The following is a 16,929-nucleotide window of genomic DNA, read 5'->3' on the forward strand; positions in this document are numbered from 1 at the left end:
GCACACGCCGATCTCGGCGCCTTTCTCGGCGGCCAGCTGCTTGAGCCGGATCGCCGCCGACAGCCCGGCGGGGCCGCCGCCGACGATCACGACGTCGTATTCCATCGATTCGCGCGGGCCGTATTGCGCGAGCAAGTCCTGTGTGGTCAAAATCCTGTCTCCTGCTGCGTCCCGACCGTCAGTGGGTCAGAACTGGTCTTCCGTCAACGCGAGCACGCTCTCGTTGCCCTTCGCGCCGACGATCGACGCTTCGAGCGCACCCGCCTGTACCAGCACGTGCTCCGCATAGCATTGCGCGATCGCGATCTTCGCGTCGAAGAACGCCGGGTCGCTCGCACGGTTCGCGTGCGCGGCCACCAGCGCGCGCGCCATCTGCCAGCCGCACAGCACCACGCCCGCCAGCTTCAGGTACGGCACGCTGCCCGCGAACACCGCGTTCGGGTCCTGCTTCACGTTCGCGAGCACGTAGTCCACCACCGCCGCCAGCGAGCGCGCGCCCTTCTCCAGCTGCGCCTTCATCGACGCGGCCGCCGCACCGTCCAGCTTGCCGAACGCCGTCACCGTGTCGCCGATTTCCGCGAGCAGCGCCTTCGCCACCGCGCCGCCGTCGCGCAGCGTCTTGCGGCCCACCAGGTCGTTCGCCTGGATCGCCGTCGTCCCTTCGTAGATCGCCAGGATCCGCGCATCGCGGTAGTACTGCGCCGCGCCCGTCTCCTCGATGAACCCCATCCCGCCGTGCACCTGCACGCCCAGGCTCGCGACGTCGTTCACCATCTCCGTGCTCCAGCCCTTCACGACCGGCACCAGATACTCGTAGATTGCCTGATGACGCGCGCGCGTCGCCTCGTCCGAATGGCGGTGGGCAATGTCGCTGTGCGCGGCAGCCACGTAGGCCAGCGCCCGCGCGCCTTCGGTCAGCGCACGCATCGTGCCCAGCATCCGGCGCACGTCCGGGTGATGGATGATCGTCACCGACTGCTTGGCCGAGCCGTCCACCGGGCGGCTTTGCACGCGTTCCTTCGCGAATTCGGCCGCCTTCTGGTACGCGCGGTCGGCCACGCCGATCCCCTGCATCCCGACCCCGAAGCGCGCCGCGTTCATCATGATGAACATGTATTCGAGGCCGCGGTTCTCCTCGCCCACCAGATAGCCGATCGCGCCGCCGTGATCGCCATACTGCAGCACCGCCGTCGGGCTCGCCTTGATCCCGAGCTTGTGCTCGATCGACACGCAGTGCACGTCGTTGCGCGCACCGAGCGAGCCGTCGTCGTTGACCATGAACTTCGGCACGATGAACAGCGAGATGCCCTTCACGCCTTCCGGCGCGTTCGGCGTGCGCGCGAGCACCAGGTGGACGATGTTGTCCGCCATGTCGTGCTCGCCCCACGTGATGAAGATCTTGGTGCCGAACACCTTGTAGGTGCCGTCGCCCTGCGGCTCGGCGCGCGAGCGCACCAGCGCGAGGTCGGAGCCCGCCTGCGGCTCGGTCAGGTTCATCGTGCCGGTCCATTCGCCCGAGATCAGCTTCGGCACGTAGCGCTGCTTCTGCTCGTCGGTGCCGGCCGTCAGCAGCGCCTCGATCGCGCCGTCGGTGAGCAGCGGACACAGCGCGAACGACAGGTTCGACGCGTTCAGCATCTCGATGCACGGCGTCGCGATCAGCTTCGGCAGCCCCTGGCCGTCGTACTCGGCCGGATGCTGCAGCCCCTGCCAGCCGCCTTCGACGAACTGGCGGAACGCTGCGCCGAAGCCCGGCGTCGCGGTCACGACACCGTCCTTCCAACTGCTCGGATTGCGGTCGCCTTCGACGTTCAGCGGCGCCAGCACCTCGCCGCAGAATTTCGCGGACTCGTCGAGCACGGCCTGCGCCGTGTCGTAACCCGCATCCTCGAAGCCCGGCAACTGCGCGACGGCGTCGATGCCCGCGAGTTCCTTCAGCACGAACAGCATGTCCTTGACGGGGGCGTTATAGCTCATGGTCGATGTTCCAATCAGGCGGTGAATAGGGCGCGACGCGGGCCCGGTACGGCAAAACCGGCCAGCGCCGCGACGTGATGGGCCATCCTAACGCCGGGACTCCCGATTCCGATTGTCATATCCGGCCCACATGGTGACAAAACCGGCCACGTCGCGCGCCGGCGGCGGCCGTCGCATCTGGCCGCGAAAGCCCGTCTGGCGGGCGTCAGCGCCCGTCCGGCTGCCGTTCCGGCCGGGTGGCGAAATAGTGCGCGGGCGAATCGCCGAGCGCCTTTCGGAACATCGCGATGAAGTTGCTGGGCGATGCGTAACCCAGCAGGTCCGACACCTCGGCCACCGGACAGCCGCGGGCGAGCAGGTCGAGGCCGCGCGCGAGCCGGGCCTGCTGGCGCCATTGCGCGAAGCTCAACCCGGTTTCGGCCGACATGAGCCGCCGCAACGTACGCGGCGACATCGCACCGAACGCCGCCCATGCGTCGAGCGTGCGCCGGCTGCCGGGATCGTCGAGAAGCGCCCGTGCCACCCGCGCGAGCCGCGGATCGGCGGGCATCGGCACGTGCAACGCCTCGCGCGGCGTGCGACGGATTTCGTCGTGGATGACCGCAGCCATCCTCGCGTGCTCCGGCGCCAGCGGCGCGTGCTTGTCCCATTCGATCGCACGATGCGCGAGCGAGCGCAGCACCGCGCTGATGCCGATCACGCACGGTTCGTCCGGCAGGCCCGCGCAGAACGGCGGCGCGGCCAGCAGCACCCAGCCGCCGGGCGCGCCGCTCACCCGCACCTTGTGCGGCATGCCGGGCGGCACCCAGCCCGCACGATGCGGCGGCAGCAGCCACGCACCGCGCGGCGTATGAACGTGGATCAACCCCGCCTCGACACACAGCACCTGACCGCGCGCATGCGCGTGCCAGTCATAGTCGCGTGTGCCGAGCCGATACGCGCTGGCCGGATCGTCATTGCCGCGCAGCGCGATCAGCGCGGGGCCGTCCAGCCATTCGCTGTAGTCGGGAAGCGCCAGGTCGGCGGCGGTACGGTTATCCATATTGGCCAGTCTACGGCATTGAACGGCCAGATGCCGTTATCCGCCCACCCGTGACGCACGGAACAATGCATGCCGGACCGCGCACCCCGCGCGGCTAACGGAGAGCGTTCCATGCACGACATTCACGTCGCCATCGTCGGTGCAGGTCTCGGCGGCCTGGCCCTCGCCCAGGCCTTGAAACAGGCCGGCATCGCGTTCGATGTCTACGAGCGCGACGCGGCCATCGACAGCCGGAGGCAGGGCTACCGCATCCGGATCGACGCGACCGGCCAGCGCGCGCTGGCGGCCTGCCTGCCGGCCGGGCCGGCGGCATTGTTCCGGGCATCGGCGTCGCAGGGCACCGGCGCCGTGCGGCTCGCGACGCCCCGGCTCACGCCCGCCCACGGACGTGCGCCCGCCGGCTGGCACACCGCACCGGACACGGCGGACCTGAGCGTGAACCGGCTGACCCTGCGGGAGATCCTGATGGCCGGCATCGAGGATCGCGTGCATGTCGGCCACGCGGTCGACCGCTATCGAGTACTGCCCGACGGCCGCGCACACGTGACGTTCGCGAGCGGCACGTCCGGGTCCGTCACGTGCGACGTGCTGGTCGGCGCGGACGGCATCCATTCGACCCTCCGCGCGCAGCTCGTTCCGGCGGCCGCGCCGGTCAGGACCGGCGCCCTGTGCGTCTACGGCAGGACCCGGCTGCCGACCGACGATCCCGTGTTCCCCGAAGCCGCCGGGTTGCGCGCCGCCACCACGGTGATCGTGGCCGACGGGTGCGCGGCGGTCCTCGAGGACATGCGGTTCCGCACCGACCTGCCGGCGCTCGCGGCCCATGCGCTGCCGTGCAGCCGGTTCACGCCGCCGGACGACTATTTCTACTGGGCCGCGATCGGACCGTCGAGCCGCTTCGGGCTGGATGACGCCGACCCGACGGCTGCGCTCGCGGCTCGAATCCCGGCCGCGCTCCGGCATGTCGTGCGGGACTGGCACCCGGTGCTGCGCCGTTTGCTGCTCGACACACCGTCCGACGCCGTCACCGCGCTGCCCGTGCGTCGCGGACGCCCCGACGTAGCGCTGCCGGCCGGCCCGGTCACGCTACTGGGCGACGCGATCCATGCCATGAGTCCCGCCGGCGGCGCGGGCGCCAATACGGCGCTCAGGGATGCCGCCGCGCTGGCGGCGCGGCTGGCCGGGCAGACCGCCAACGATGGCGATATCCGGCACGCGCTGACGCGATATGCGGAAGACATGCGCGTGTGGGCGACCGACGCGGTGATCGCGTCCGATCGCGCGGCCGCGCGGCTGTTTGCCGGGAATTGAGCGGAATGTGTCCGTCGATCGGAAATCCAGATCGCCGATTGCGGCGACGCACGCCGAAGGAAACGATCGGCCGAGTGCGCGCCTGCACGGCCCGAGCGGTGAAGGTCGCCGGTTATGGGAATGTCTGCCGAAAACCGGCCGTGGAAACCGCAAAAGGAGCCGGTTATGGGATTCAATCCGCGAACCCGCGCATCCGCGCCACTCAGCGTCGCGCCCGCGTCACGCCCGCCGCCGATACGTCCCCGGCGTACTCCCGGTCCAGTGCCGGAACGCGCGATGAAACGCGCTCGGATCGTCGAAGCCGATATCGGCGCCGATCGCCGCGATCGTGTCGGGCGTATCGGTCAGCCGCTGGATCGCGATATCGCGCCGCAGCTCGTCCTTCAGCACCTGGAACGTCGTCCCTTCCGCCGCCAGGTGACGGCTCAGCGTCCGCACCGAACAATGCAGATGCTCGGCCGCCTGGTCGATCACGGGCAGATCCGGCAGCGCCGCCGACAGGTATTGCCGCACGCGATGGCACACGAGCTGTTCGCTGAACGATTCGAAGATCCAGTCGCCGGGCGCGCGCGCGAGGAACTTGCGCAGGTTGCGCTTGCTCTGCCGGATCGGCGCGTCGAGGTAGTCGGCGCTGAAGCGCATCAGCGTGCGCTCGCAGTCGAACTGCACGGCGCCGGTGAAGAAGTACAGGTGATCGACCGCATGGCGCGGCCGCGGGCACGCGAACTCGATCTGCAGCAGCGGAATCTTCTGCCCGATCAGCCACGAGCACACGCCGTGCACGAGCTTGAGCATCAGCTCCTGGCCGAGCGCGCCGATCGGCCCGATGGCGTCGTTCGGACGCAGCAGCACCTGCGCGACGAGATCGTCGCGCTTCGATTCGACGAAGAAGTCGTCGAGCAGGATATGGAAAAATTGGCCGAAACGGTGCAGCGCCGTTTCGAGATTGCGCGCGTCGAGCAGGCTCAGGCACAGGTACTTCAGCGTGCCGCCGCGCAACGGGCGCGAGAAGATGCCGGGCATCTCGTCGTCGAGGTCGATCGCGAGCGTGCGGTACAGCGTCGAGAACTGCTCCTCCGTCACGCGCGCGTGCGGCTCGCCGAGCAGCTCGATCGGAATGCCGGCGCCGCGCAGGTAGCGCTCGACCACGTCGCGCTGCACGCCCGCGCTCGCGAGAAAGCCGTTGACGAGCGAGATCGGCACCGTCGCGCTCGGCGACGGCAGCGCACGCCCGGGCCGGGCGGAAAGTGAATCTGAGCCGGTCATCGCGTCCCCGTCGATCGAACCGACCGCATTGTACTTGAGCGGCCCGCGCGCCCCCTTCGGCGTGGCCGGCGCACCGGGCCGCGCCGCCGCGGCCGCGCGGCGCGTCGTGCCCGTCAGTCGGTGCGGCTGAGTTCCCGGCGCAGGATCTTGCCGACCGTCGACTTCGGCAGCCGCTCGACGAAACGGACGAGCTTCGGCACCTTGTACGCGGCCAGGCTCGCGCGGCAATGCGCGACGAGTTGCGCCTCCGTCACGTCGGCGTCCGCCGCGAGCACCACGAACAGCTTGACGGCCTCGCCCGTGCGCGGGTCCGGCACGCCGATGCACGCGCATTCGGCGACGCCCGGCAGCGCGGTCGCGACCGCTTCCACCTCGTTCGGGTACACGTTGAAACCGGACACGATGATCATGTCCTTCTTGCGGTCGACGATCCGCAGGAAGCCGGCCGCGTCGAACACGCCGACGTCGCCGGTACGGAAATAGCCGTCCGCGGTGAACGCGGCCGCGTTCGCGTCCGGCTTCTGCCAGTAGCCGCTCATCACCTGCGGCCCCTTCACGCAGATCTCGCCCGCCTCGCCGATCGCCACCTCGCGATCCTGGTCGTCGAGCAGCTTCACGTCGGTCGACGGCAGCGGCAGGCCGGTGGTGCCCGTGAACCGGTCGATCGACTGCGGGTTGAACGACACGACCGGCGACGTTTCCGACAGCCCGTAGCCTTCGCGAATGAAATTGCCCGTCACCGCCTTCCAGCGCGACGAGATCACGTCGATCACCGCCGCCCCGCCGCCGGCCGACAGCTTCAGCCGCGACCAGTCGACCTCCTTCAGGCGCGGATGGCCGGCGAGCCCCGCGTACAGCGTGTTCACACCGACGAACACCGTCGGCCGCGCGGCCTTCAGCACGTCGATGAACCCGTCCATGTCGCGCGGGTTCGCGACGAGCCAGTTCTGCGCGCCGATCGCGAAGTAGGACAGGAAGTTCACCGTCAGCGCGAAGATGTGATACAGCGGGATCGCCGTGACGACGACCTCCTCGCCCGGCCGACGCGCATCCGGCACGATCGCCGCGAACTGCGCGATGTTCGCGACGAGGTTGCGATGCGACAGCGCCGCGCCCTTCGACAGGCCGGTCGTGCCGCCCGTGTATTGCAGCAGCAACAGGTCCGCGCCGCTCAGCGCCACCGGCTCGCATGCGAGCGATTCGCCGGCGGCGATCGCCTGCGCGAGCGCGGTCGAACCGGGCGGCAGCGCGTCGCAGGTGCCGGCCGGCGCATCGACGACGCCGAGATCCTCGCGCCCCACGCTCAGCACGGCGCGCACGCGCGTGCCGCCGACCACGTCCGCGAACGTGCCCATCGACCCGCCGCAGACGATCGCCACCTCGACTCCCGCGTCGTTGAGCTGATGCTCGAGCTCGCGCGCGGTGTAGTGCGGATTCACGTTGACCTGGATCGCGCCGATCCTCGCGACGGCGACGAACACGACCGGGAACGCGAGCACGTTGGGCAGCATCACCGCCACGCGATCGCCCTTGCGCACGCCGACGACCTGCTGCAGATACGCGGCCAGCGCGGTCGACAGGCGCTCGACGTCGGCATAGGTGAGCGTGCGGCCGAACGCATGGAACGCCGGACGGTCGGCGAAGCGGCGCATCGCGTCGTCCAGCAGCGCGCTGACGGAAGGATGGCGATCGGCGTCGATCTCGGCGGGGATCGAGCCATACGACCCGGTCCAGTGTCTCTTCGTCATGTCTCACTCCTCTTTGGACGGCACGCCAGCATGCGTACCGTTCGCACGGGGCCTGCACGCCGGAGGGACGCGGGCCGCCGCCTGACCGGCGACTATCGCCCGCGCGACGCGCTTTGCAAATGATCCGGGCGGCCGAAAACATGATCGAAACGGACATGCGTGCTCGCTCCCTGTCCAGGCAACTCGGCCGCGCGCATATTCCCCGGCGCGAATTGCAAAGCAGCAAGCGGCATGGCGCGGCGTGTCGCCGTTCTTCATAATCGACGACCGTCCCTCATCCGCCGAGACCATGCAGCCGCTCGCCCTGGCCCCCGCCGACACCTTCTCGTCCGTTCGCTTCCTGCTGACCGACATGGACGAGACCCTCACGCATCGCGGCCGCCTCGCCGCGCAGACCTATGCGGCGCTCGAGCGGCTGCAAGCGCGCGGCATCCGCGTGATCCCGGTCACCGCCGCGCCGGCCGGCTGGTGTGACCAGATGGCGCGGATGTGGCCGGTCGACGGCGTGATCGCGGAGAACGGCGGACTCTTCATCCGGCGCAGCCCGGACGGGCACGGCGCCGAACGCCGCTATTGGCATGCGGACGATGCGCTCGACGGCGCACGCGACGCGCTCCGGCGCATCGCGCGGCATGTCGCGACGGCGGTCCCGCCCGCCCGCCGCGCGGACGACCAGGACTTCCGGCTGACGTCGCTCGCGTACGCACGCACCGGCGGCGACCAGGACGACCGGATACTCGACGCGCTGATCGAGGCCGGTGCCGACGCAACCATCAACAATCTGTGGGTGATCGGCTGGGTCGGCGGGTACGACAAGCTGTCGATGTCGCTGCGCGTGCTGGCGGATACGTTCGGCGTCGATGCCGGCGCCGCGCCCGGGTGCGTCGCCTATTCGGGCGATTCCACGAACGACGCGCCGATGTTCGGCTATTTCACGCATACAGCCGGCATGAGCACCGTTATCGAGTATCTGCCGCAGTTGTCCGCGCTGCCGCGATGGATCACGCAAGGCCCGGGCGGCCTCGGCTTCGTCGAGTTCGTCGACGCGATCCTGCGCGCGCAGCCCGGCGATCGGGGCTGACTACCCGCGCGGCGGGGTGGCGCCGGCGTATATCAGGGTGAACCCGGTGGCGGATGGGATCGTTCCCGCGCAGAATTGCGTGCCGTCAACGATATCGATTCGGACGCAGGATCCCGTCATGCCGCGCAGTGCGCTCTTGAAACCGACCGACGCCCGTCCCGCCCGGCTGCCGGACGCCGCTTCCGCGCACGCGTTGCGCGAGCAGCGCTTCACGCCGGCCAAGCTGGCCGTGCTGGTCGACGTGGCCGCGCAAGCCGGCCTCGATCCGGCCGCCGTGCTCGCCGGCACCGGCCTCGCGCCGGCCGACGTCGCGGACCCGTTCACGCTCACGTCGCCGCTGCAGTTCCTGACGGCCGCGCGCAACGCGGTCGCCCGCTACGACGGCCCCGACCTCGGCGTGCGCGTCGGCCGCCGGCTGCGCGCGTCGAGCTACGGGATGTACGGCTACGCGATGCTGTGCTCGGAATCGCTCGCGCACGCGTTCGATTCCGCCGTCAAATATCACCGGCTCGCGAACGGCATGCTCCCGATCCGCTGGGTCGAACAAGGCGATACCGCGTCGTGGCTGTTTCCGGACCGCCACGAAGTCGCGCTGCCCGATCTCGACGAGCCGCTGTACCGTTTCCTGATCGACATGCAGTTCGCGCTGCACGTGACGATCATCAAGGACGTGATGGGCGGGTGGTGCGTGCCGGCGCGCGCGCAGTTTGCGCAGCCGCAGCCGCCGCACTGTGCGCTGCTGGCCGACGCGCTCGAATGCCCGATCGCGTTCGACCAGCCGCATCACGTGCTCAGCTATCCGGCGGCCTGGCTCACGCGCGCGCCGCAGCTCGCGAATCCGATCACCGCTGCGCAGGTGTCGTCGCACTGCGCGAGCCTGCTCGACGAAATGCGCAGCCAGGCCGGCGTCACGCGGCGCGTATACCAGGAACTCACGCGCACGCCCGGGCAGTTTCCGGACATCGACGCGATCGCCGAGATCCTGTGCATGACCTCGCGCACGCTGCGCCGCAAGCTCGAAGCCGAAGGTACGTCGTACAGCGAACTGCTGACGAGCGTGCGCAAGGCGCTCGCGATCGACTACCTCAGCACGACCACGCTCAGCACCGAGGACATCGCGCTGACGCTCGGCTTCAGCGACGCGGTGGGATTTCGCCACGCGTTCAAGCGCTGGACCGGCACGACGCCGAGCGACGTGCGACGCAAGCGCGGCGGCTGACGCCGCCGATCGAAGCTCAGCGTGCGTCGCCCGCCGCCGACGACGCGACCGCCAGCGCGAACTCGAACACCGCGCCGCGCCCGGCCCGGTCGACGAGCCGGATGTCGCTGCCGTTGAGCGCCAGCATCCGGTGCACGATCAACAGGCCGAGCCCGCCGCTCGTCGCAGTGCCGCCGCTCATCGGCCGCTGGAACAGCCCTTCGCGCCGCGCCGCCGGAATCCCTGCCCCGGTATCCGACACGGTCACGACCACGCGGTCGCCGTGCGGCGCCAGCGCGATCTCGACCTCGCCGTGCGCGGGCGTGTGCCGCAGCGCGTTGTCGAGCAGGTTGGTCAGCACGCGCTCGATCATCCCGAGATCGGCCGACACGACCGGCACGCGCGGCGGAATCCGCGCATGCAGCGCGACGCCGCGCGATTGCGCGCTCAGCTCGAACTTCTGGAATACGTCCTGCACGAGATCGACCAGCGAGAACGGCTCGCGCTCGGCCTGCACGCCGCCCGATTCGAGCCGCGCGAGCTCGAACAGCGCCTGCGCGAGCCGCCCGACCTTCGCGCTCTGCGCGAGCGCGATCGACAGGTAGCGCCGCCGTTCGGGCTCGGCCAGCGTGTCGGCCTTCAGCGACAGCGTCTCCAGATAGCCGTGCAGCGACGTGAGCGGCGTGCGCAGGTCGTGCGAGATGTTCGTGATCAGTTCGCGCCGCTGCTGGTCCTGCCGCGTCAATGCGCGCCACTGGTCGCCGATCCGGTCGGCCATCTGCGCGAACGCGGATTCGAGCACCGCGATGTCGTCGCCACGACGGCCCGGCGGCAAACGCAGCACCGGCGGCTGCACATCAGCCGCGCCCGGCGCGCCGGGCGCACCGTTCGCGTCGAAGTCGCGCATCGCGGCCGTCAGCCGGCGCAGCGGGCGCGTGATGAAGCTGAATGCGGTAAGGCCCGCGAGCAGACCGAGCAGCGCGACGATCGCCATCGACCACAGCGTCGTGCGCAGCACGTTGCCGGCGTCGACGCGCGCGGCGAGCCGATCGTGCGCCTCGCCGAGCAGCACCACGTAGATGTAGCCCGACGGCGGCTGCCCTGGCCGCTGCAGCGGCGCGGCGCTGAACACCTTGCGCGCGTCCGGGCTGCGCGGATCGTCGCCGAGGATCGGCAGCGGCTGGCCCGCGATGAAGCGCTGCACGGGCGCGAGATCGACGCGGTCGCGCTTCACGTGGCCGGGCGGCGCATCGTCGCCCTTGATGCGCCCCGCGTTGTCGAGCAGGTACACCTCGACGCTCGGGTTCACGCCCATCAACTGGCCGAACAACGTGCGCACGGCGTCGGGGCGCAACCCGTTCGCGTCCATCAGCGGCGCGCTGCCGGCGATGTTGGTGGCCAGGTCGCGCGACAGCGCCTGCACGACTTCCTTCTCGCGCATGTCGTTCGCGCGGATCTGCAGCCATGCCGACGCACCCGAGCACGCGAGCAGCAGGATCGAGAACACGAGCGACAGCCGCCGGGTGAGCGTGAGCTTCATCATGCGTCCCGCTGACCCGGCGCGGCGAGCTTGTAGCCGCGCCCCCACACGGTGAGGATTCGCACGGGCTCGGCCGGATCGGCCTCGATCTTCGCGCGCAGCCGGTTGATGTGGGTGTTGACCGTATGTTCGTAGCCTTCGTGCTGATAGCCCCACACCGCATTGAGCAGGTCCATCCGCGAGAACACCTTGCCCGGATGCCGCGCGAAGAAATACAGCAGGTCGAATTCGCGCGGCGTGAGGTCGATGCGTGCGCCGTCGACGCTCGCTTCGCGCGCGATCGGGTCGATCGCCAGCCCGGCGACGTCGAGCGTGCCCGCGTCGAGCCGCGAATCGCGCGCGAGCGCATCGACGCGCCGCAGCAGCGCCTTCACGCGCGCGACGAGTTCGAGCACCGAGAACGGCTTCGCGAGGTAGTCGTCGGCGCCGAGTTCGAGGCCGAGGATCCGGTGCACCTCGCTCGATCGCGCGCTCGTGATGATGATCGGCGTGTAGCGCGTCATCGCGCGCGCCCGCCGGCAGATTTCGAGGCCGTCGACGCCCGGCAGCATCAGGTCGAGGATCAGCGCGTCCCAGCCGCCCTGTTCGAGCAGGCGCAGCCCTTCGGCGCCGTCCGCGCTGTGCACGACTTCGTAGCGCTCGTCGCGCAGGTGCAGGCTCAGCACGTCGGCGATGTCGGCGTCGTCCTCGACGATCAGGATACGTTTCGGTTGGTCCATGGCGGTGGGCGGCGGCACGTCGGAGCAGGGCTCGGTCACGGTTGTCGGGCGGCGATCGGAGCCGGCGCGAAGCACGGCGGAAGGCCGCACTGCCGTCATTGTGCAAAATTTTGCGGCGGCAAGGGATCACATTTCGTTTATGTTTGCGCCGCGCGTGCGCCGTCAGCCCACGCCGTCAAGGGCGGGCGCGGCAATCTGGCCCCTGAAACGCGATGTCGGACACGCCGGGCGGCACGCTCGATCGACAGCGCAAGGTTCGCCAGCCGACGGATCGGCGCCGCCCGTCCCTCAACCTCTCGATTCCCGCGGCACGATCCGGGCATGGGCCGCCCGCGACGCGCCTCTGCGTTCCGCGTCGCGCATGAGCTTCGTGAGTTCGCGCAATCGCTCGGCAGAAATTTCGTCGCGTTCCAACCCCTCGCGGCCGTCCACCCCGGCGCGACTCCCGAACGTCGAGCGACGCGGTCCGGTCGACGCAATGTCGGACGCCATCCCATCCACGATCGACTTCACATTCGATGTCGAAGGAGAAGCGTTGTCGATGCCGTCCGTTTGCATCCGTGCGATCCACTCGATCGTCATCGCATCGTCTTCGCTCACACGTTCCATGCGAAAAATGCCGGGCGCATTTGGCGAGCGATCGGCTCGGCGCAGCACCGTACGCAGGAATCCCTTCGCGAATCCTATGCGGCTGAATTGCCAGTCGGCATCATGCTCGACAAGGTCATCGTTGACGGTCTGCTGCATCGAGACGTGATCGGTGTATCCCGCATAGCCTGTCGGCTCGCCGGGAAAGTACTGAAAATCCAGCGATGGCGATGCGTCCGGCCGCGGTACGCGTGGTGCCGCCTGCTTTTGCCTGCTGTTGTTCACTGCCGCCACGAACGCCAGCAGACCGGCGCACGCGCCGACCAGGATGGCAAGGACAGTGTGTTTCATCGTTCGTCTGACGCGCTAGCGGCAGGTGTCGTTGCCTGGCGTTTCCGGGGCCGCGATCAGGCGCGGGTCCAGTTCGGTCAAACCGTCTTCGAGTCATGTCCGTGCCCGCCGTCGAAGGACGCTGCCAACGTCAGCGGTCGGCGCGACACAGGCGCTGCCGTCGCGGAAGGTGCATGCGTGCGTCGACGCGAGGAGCGCGAGGCTCGGGGAAATGCGGCCGGCCGCACCGCCAAGGACGACGCGGCCGTAACGCTTCGCAGGCCGAAGCATCCGGCCCGCGGGTCCGTCAGCGATGCGCGTCACCTGCGAGCCGCGCGTGCAAGGCCTCGATCGACGTTGCGACGAACGACGAGAACGCGCGAATCCGCGCGGTGTCGCGCAGGTCCGGATGAGTCAGCAGCCACAGGTCGGTCGCCAGTTCGTCGATCCGGCCGCCCAGCCGCACCAGATCGCGCTCGTCGTCGGCCAGGTAGCACGGCAACACGGCTGCACCGATGCCGGCGCGTGCCGCGGCGAACAGGCCGAGCAGCGTATCGACCCGATACCCGCAACGCGCATCGGCGCCTTGGGCATGCATCCATCGCTCGAGCGGCCGGTAACCCATCCGCCGGTCCGGCCCGACCCACGCGAGATCGTCGGCGCGCTCGCGCCACCCGGGTGCCGCATAGACGGCCTGTGCGATCGTACCGACCCGGCGGCCGATCAGCACCTCAGGCGGCGACGACGACGGGCGGATCGCGACATCGGCCTCGCGCTTCGACAGATCGAAGACCGCGTTCGATACGGACACTTCCAGCGTGATCTCCGGGCAGGCATGCCGGAACGCGGCGAACACCGGCGACAGCAAGCCCGACAGCAGCGTATCGGTCGTCGTCACGCGCACGGTGCCCGATGGCCGCACGTCGCGACCGGCCACGCGCCGCTCGACGCCATGCACCTCGTCCTGGATCCGTTCGGCGGCAGCGGCGGCGTCCTCGCCGGCCGGCGTCGGCGCATAACCGGCGCGGGTGCGCTCGAACAACTTGACGCCCAGTTCGGCCTCGATTGCCGCGAGGCGGCGAAACACCGTCGCGTGGCTGATGCCGAGCCGCCGCGCCGCGCCCGCGAGCGAACCGGCCTGCGCCACCGCCAGCACGAGCCGCAGATCGTCCCATGACAGCCGCTGTTCATTCATGCAAACCTCGTTTGCGAAACTGGCCAATTCCCGTTCATTTTCGCAACGCGTACCGTATCAGGCAAATCCCGGCGCAAGCCGCCTTCACCGACACACCATGAGGAACGCCGCCCATGCACACGCTGATCGTTCATTGCCATCCCGAACCCCGCTCGTTCAACGCCGCGCTACGCGACACCGCCGCGCGGACGATGCGCGCGCTCGGCCATGACGTCGAGGTGTCGGATCTCTACGCGGACGGGTTCGATCCGGTCGAGGCGCCGCGCCACTACCCGTGTCGCGCGAACGCCGACGTGTTCTCGGCGCTGGTCGAACAGCGCCACGCGAGCACGCATGCCACGCTGCCCGCCGACGTGCGCCGGGAGATCGCCCGGCTCGAGCAGGCCGACCTCGTGGTGTTCCAGTTTCCGGTCTGGTGGCATGCGGCGCCCGCGATGCTGAAGGGCTGGTTCGATCGCGTGTTCGTGAACGGCGGCCTGTACACGGGCAGCCGCCGCTACGATCGCGGCCACTTCCGCGGCCGGCGGGCGATCTGCTCGGTCACGACCGGTGCGCCGGCCGCGACGTTCGGCCCGGGCGGGCGCAGCGGCGACATCGGCCTGCTGCTGTGGCCGATTCATTACTCGCTGCATTACATGGGATACGACGTGCTGTCGCCGGTGCTCGCGCATGGCGTGCAGGACGCGCACGGCGGTTACGCGTATCAGGACGATGCGGCGCTGGCGGGCGAACTGGCCGCGCATCGCGACACGCTCGCGCGCCGGCTCGCGAACTGGCAGACGGACCGGCCGCTGCGATTTCCGGGTTGGGATGACTGGGACGAGCACGGGACGCTCAAACCGGGAATCGTCGGGTACGACCGGTACGTGCGCGGGTGTGCGTGAGCCCCTCACGGGACATTCCGTGACGCTGCGTCGAATTGACTTGCGCCCGGACGGGAGGAAAGGCTGCGGGTAAGGCTGGCCCGACCTGTTCGACGCGCAGCGCGTTCGGGGCGGCACGGCAGCTCGCCGATGCGCGAGACCGCCCAGGCGCGGCGGGACCGGTGACGACGTTCGGCACGAACCTGCATGCCGCCCGCCTGGCCACGCCGTTCAGGTCAGCAACGGGCATCGCACCTTGCAATCGCTCCGGACCACGAGTTCGCAGATACGTTACCCCGCGACTCTCTCGAACGTATCCGCATTGGTCTGGACGGCATGTGCCCATCCAGACTCCGATGATCGTGAGCCTGGCCGAGGCGCCTGGCTGGTAACGACATGCCATACCGTCTGCAGCTTGCCGTCACGCAGCATGCCCGTGAAAGAACAGATCACGGTAACCCGGTCATTCGATATGCCGAAAGCGAAGTTGATGCAATCGCCGAACCAGACGCCCGAGACAGGCAGATCGTGACCGAAGAAGGCGCTGTCCTGCAACGCGGTGCTGAATACGCCACGAATGGCGCCCTCCTTGTCGTCGGTGATGGAAAGTGTGGAGCCGTATTGATTACGCCACGTACCGATCCAGTTCATAACGCACCTCCGGAGCACGCGATCACGCGCCAATGGGCCGAGCGTTCCAGGCGCCGGCGCCTTCTCGCGGCAATCGGGCTCGCAAAGCCGGCGCCGCGCATGGGCGAGCACCGTCGTGACAGGAAATCCTGGCGCGAATCCAGCAATAGTGATGTATCACCAGCGCCCACGGCGCCGGCATGACGATCAAAAAGTATAGACGCTCGTCGGATGATATGAGGCGGTGCATGTGGCGATCCGGCCAGTGCGGACGCTTGTGTTCCCCCACTTTGTTGACCACACGATGCCGTCCGGCACGAAGGCTCGCCTGCGTCGACATGAGCCGATCAAGGGGCCCGCACGTTTTCCCATTGCTGCTGCGGTCGCCACGACGGCGTCGGGAAGATGTCGAGCAACTTTCTCGCCTGAACCGCTTGGGGTTTCTGGATGAAATTCGCGCGGCTCGCTCTATCAACGCCCGTCGTTGCAACGGCTATCTCGACGGCGGACAACAGAGCGCGCCGTCACGTTCCTGCCAGTCGGAAAATCGGGCCGGCGCCCGCGTGACGACGTGACCTGCTGCATGCCGCCACGCAGCATCGTCAACCACGGGCGCGCAACCAATCCCCGCCCGCCGTCCATGCATACTCAGTATGACTTGCCGCCCACCGTCGCCGATTCCAGTTCGCGCGTGATGATCTGCGTGCCGCCCACATCGGCGACCGACTTGACCATGCCGACACCCGGCGCGAGCCAGTCGTCCGCGATCGTCTTGCTGGTCAACGCCGGGTTGGTGAAGGTCTCCGTCGTGTGATAGTGGCATGCGTTCGCGAAGACCTTGCCGTTCCGGAGGCTGACCGTTTCGCGCGCGACGTAGGTCCGCTGGATCGAGACGGACGTTTGCGCGCCGCCGGACGGAAAGACGGGCGTATCGACATAATTCACCGTCTCGCTTCCCGTGAGCCCGATCGTCTCGACATAGGGCGGCGAGTTCACATCGCGCAACGCGAGCGTGCTGCCGCTGTAGACCTCGCCGCCGTAGTTCGTGCGCACGCCGTTGCCGACAAGATAGTAGTGGTTGGTCTGAATCGGCGAGCCGGTCGTGGTTTCGGCCTGCTGCGTGAGCGCCACGCCCTCGAACGTCGCCGGCGCGAAGGTCCGCGTGTACACGCCGTTGTCAACCGCCGGGCTCTGCGCCGTCGCTTGCGTGTACATGTGCAGTTGCACGGTATCGCCTTGCTGGTAGACCGGATCGCACTCGACGTTCGAGGCGGTCGGCGAACCCGAATTGCCGTCGGATGTGCCCGTCGTTGGCGTGCCGCCCGTCCCGCCGCTGCCGCCGTTGTTGGTCGTGCCCGATCCGCCGGACGCCGCGGGCGAGGAATTGTCGTCGCCACCGCCGCAAGCGGTCAGCGCCAGGCAGGTCAATGCAATCAGTGCA

15 protein-coding genes are annotated in these 16,929 nt (G+C 69.0%); 4 read left to right on the top strand and 11 right to left on the bottom strand.

The window, feature by feature from the left end; translation table 11 throughout:
- From H0X95_RS34840 to H0X95_RS34850, 3 genes are all read right to left on the bottom strand, one after another.
- Positions 1–150 (bottom strand): FAD-dependent oxidoreductase (locus tag H0X95_RS34840; RefSeq protein WP_141718724.1); only part of this gene is annotated, 150 nt, incomplete at its 3' end.
- Between the two features lie 36 nt (positions 151–186).
- A complete protein-coding gene (locus tag H0X95_RS34845; RefSeq protein WP_196446411.1) occupies positions 187–1,977 on the bottom strand; it encodes an acyl-CoA dehydrogenase in 1,791 nt (596 codons plus the stop codon).
- 205 nt (positions 1,978–2,182) lie between these two features.
- Entirely contained in the window at positions 2,183–3,019 is an 837-nt protein-coding gene (locus tag H0X95_RS34850; protein WP_034203736.1) for an AraC family transcriptional regulator, read from the bottom strand.
- Between the two features lie 69 nt (positions 3,020–3,088).
- Here H0X95_RS34850 and H0X95_RS34855 point away from each other — a divergent pair, with 69 nt between their 5' ends.
- Entirely contained in the window at positions 3,089–4,330 is a 1,242-nt protein-coding gene (locus H0X95_RS34855) for an FAD-dependent oxidoreductase (RefSeq protein ID WP_230878341.1), read from the top strand.
- Positions 4,331–4,549: 219 nt separating this feature from the next.
- On the opposite strand, the gene H0X95_RS34860 is transcribed toward H0X95_RS34855, so the two are convergent.
- Positions 4,550–5,713, bottom strand: a complete 1,164-nt coding sequence (locus H0X95_RS34860; RefSeq protein WP_195904291.1) for an AraC family transcriptional regulator — start codon at positions 5,711–5,713, stop codon at positions 4,550–4,552.
- Complete coding sequence (locus H0X95_RS34865; protein WP_059721043.1) at positions 5,710–7,344, bottom strand: AMP-binding protein; 1,635 nt, start codon at positions 7,342–7,344, stop codon at positions 5,710–5,712. Before H0X95_RS34865 ends, H0X95_RS34860 begins: the two co-directional genes overlap by 4 nt.
- Before the next feature lie 289 nt (positions 7,345–7,633).
- Here H0X95_RS34865 and H0X95_RS34870 point away from each other — a divergent pair, with 289 nt between their 5' ends.
- Together H0X95_RS34870 and H0X95_RS34875 are read left to right on the top strand one after the other, a co-directional pair.
- Entirely contained in the window at positions 7,634–8,425 is a 792-nt protein-coding gene (locus tag H0X95_RS34870) for an HAD-IIB family hydrolase (RefSeq protein WP_059721042.1), read from the top strand.
- Positions 8,426–8,543: 118 nt separating this feature from the next.
- Positions 8,544–9,644: an AraC family transcriptional regulator gene (locus H0X95_RS34875; RefSeq protein WP_006498532.1), complete on the top strand. Its 1,101-nt coding sequence runs from the start codon at positions 8,544–8,546 to the stop codon at positions 9,642–9,644.
- Between the two features lie 16 nt (positions 9,645–9,660).
- On the opposite strand, the gene H0X95_RS34880 is transcribed toward H0X95_RS34875, so the two are convergent.
- The 4 genes from H0X95_RS34880 to H0X95_RS34895 all read right to left on the bottom strand — a co-directional run bounded on the left by H0X95_RS34880 (position 9,661) and on the right by H0X95_RS34895 (position 13,995).
- A complete protein-coding gene (locus H0X95_RS34880) occupies positions 9,661–11,163 on the bottom strand; it encodes a sensor histidine kinase (protein ID WP_059721045.1) in 1,503 nt (500 codons plus the stop codon).
- The gene (locus tag H0X95_RS34885; protein WP_006484292.1) at positions 11,163–11,882 is read right to left on the bottom strand and encodes a response regulator transcription factor; all 720 of its coding nucleotides are present in this window, start codon (positions 11,880–11,882) and stop codon (positions 11,163–11,165) included. Before H0X95_RS34885 ends, H0X95_RS34880 begins: the two co-directional genes overlap by 1 nt.
- 288 nt (positions 11,883–12,170) lie before the next feature.
- Positions 12,171–12,821, bottom strand: coding sequence for a hypothetical protein (locus H0X95_RS34890; protein ID WP_059721041.1), 651 nt, complete (start codon positions 12,819–12,821; stop codon positions 12,171–12,173).
- A 286-nt stretch (positions 12,822–13,107) separates the two neighbouring features.
- Entirely contained in the window at positions 13,108–13,995 is an 888-nt protein-coding gene (locus H0X95_RS34895; RefSeq protein WP_034203742.1) for a LysR family transcriptional regulator, read from the bottom strand.
- Positions 13,996–14,108: 113 nt separating this feature from the next.
- Here H0X95_RS34895 and H0X95_RS34900 point away from each other — a divergent pair, with 113 nt between their 5' ends.
- Positions 14,109–14,879, top strand: coding sequence for an NAD(P)H-dependent oxidoreductase (locus tag H0X95_RS34900; RefSeq protein WP_059721040.1), 771 nt, complete (start codon positions 14,109–14,111; stop codon positions 14,877–14,879).
- A gap of 270 nt (positions 14,880–15,149) precedes the next feature.
- Here the strand turns inward: H0X95_RS34900 and H0X95_RS34905 are convergent, their stop codons facing one another.
- Together H0X95_RS34905 and H0X95_RS34910 are read right to left on the bottom strand one after the other, a co-directional pair.
- Positions 15,150–15,509, bottom strand: a complete 360-nt coding sequence (locus H0X95_RS34905) for an avidin/streptavidin family protein (protein WP_059721039.1) — start codon at positions 15,507–15,509, stop codon at positions 15,150–15,152.
- 627 nt (positions 15,510–16,136) lie between these two features.
- Positions 16,137–16,929: hypothetical protein (locus H0X95_RS34910; protein WP_230877759.1), on the bottom strand; the 793-nt coding region annotated here is incomplete at its 5' end.

The sequence above is a fragment of the Burkholderia sp. 9779_493 genome, from assembly GCF_015712215.1.
Lineage (GTDB): Bacteria > Pseudomonadota > Gammaproteobacteria > Burkholderiales > Burkholderiaceae > Burkholderia > Burkholderia cenocepacia.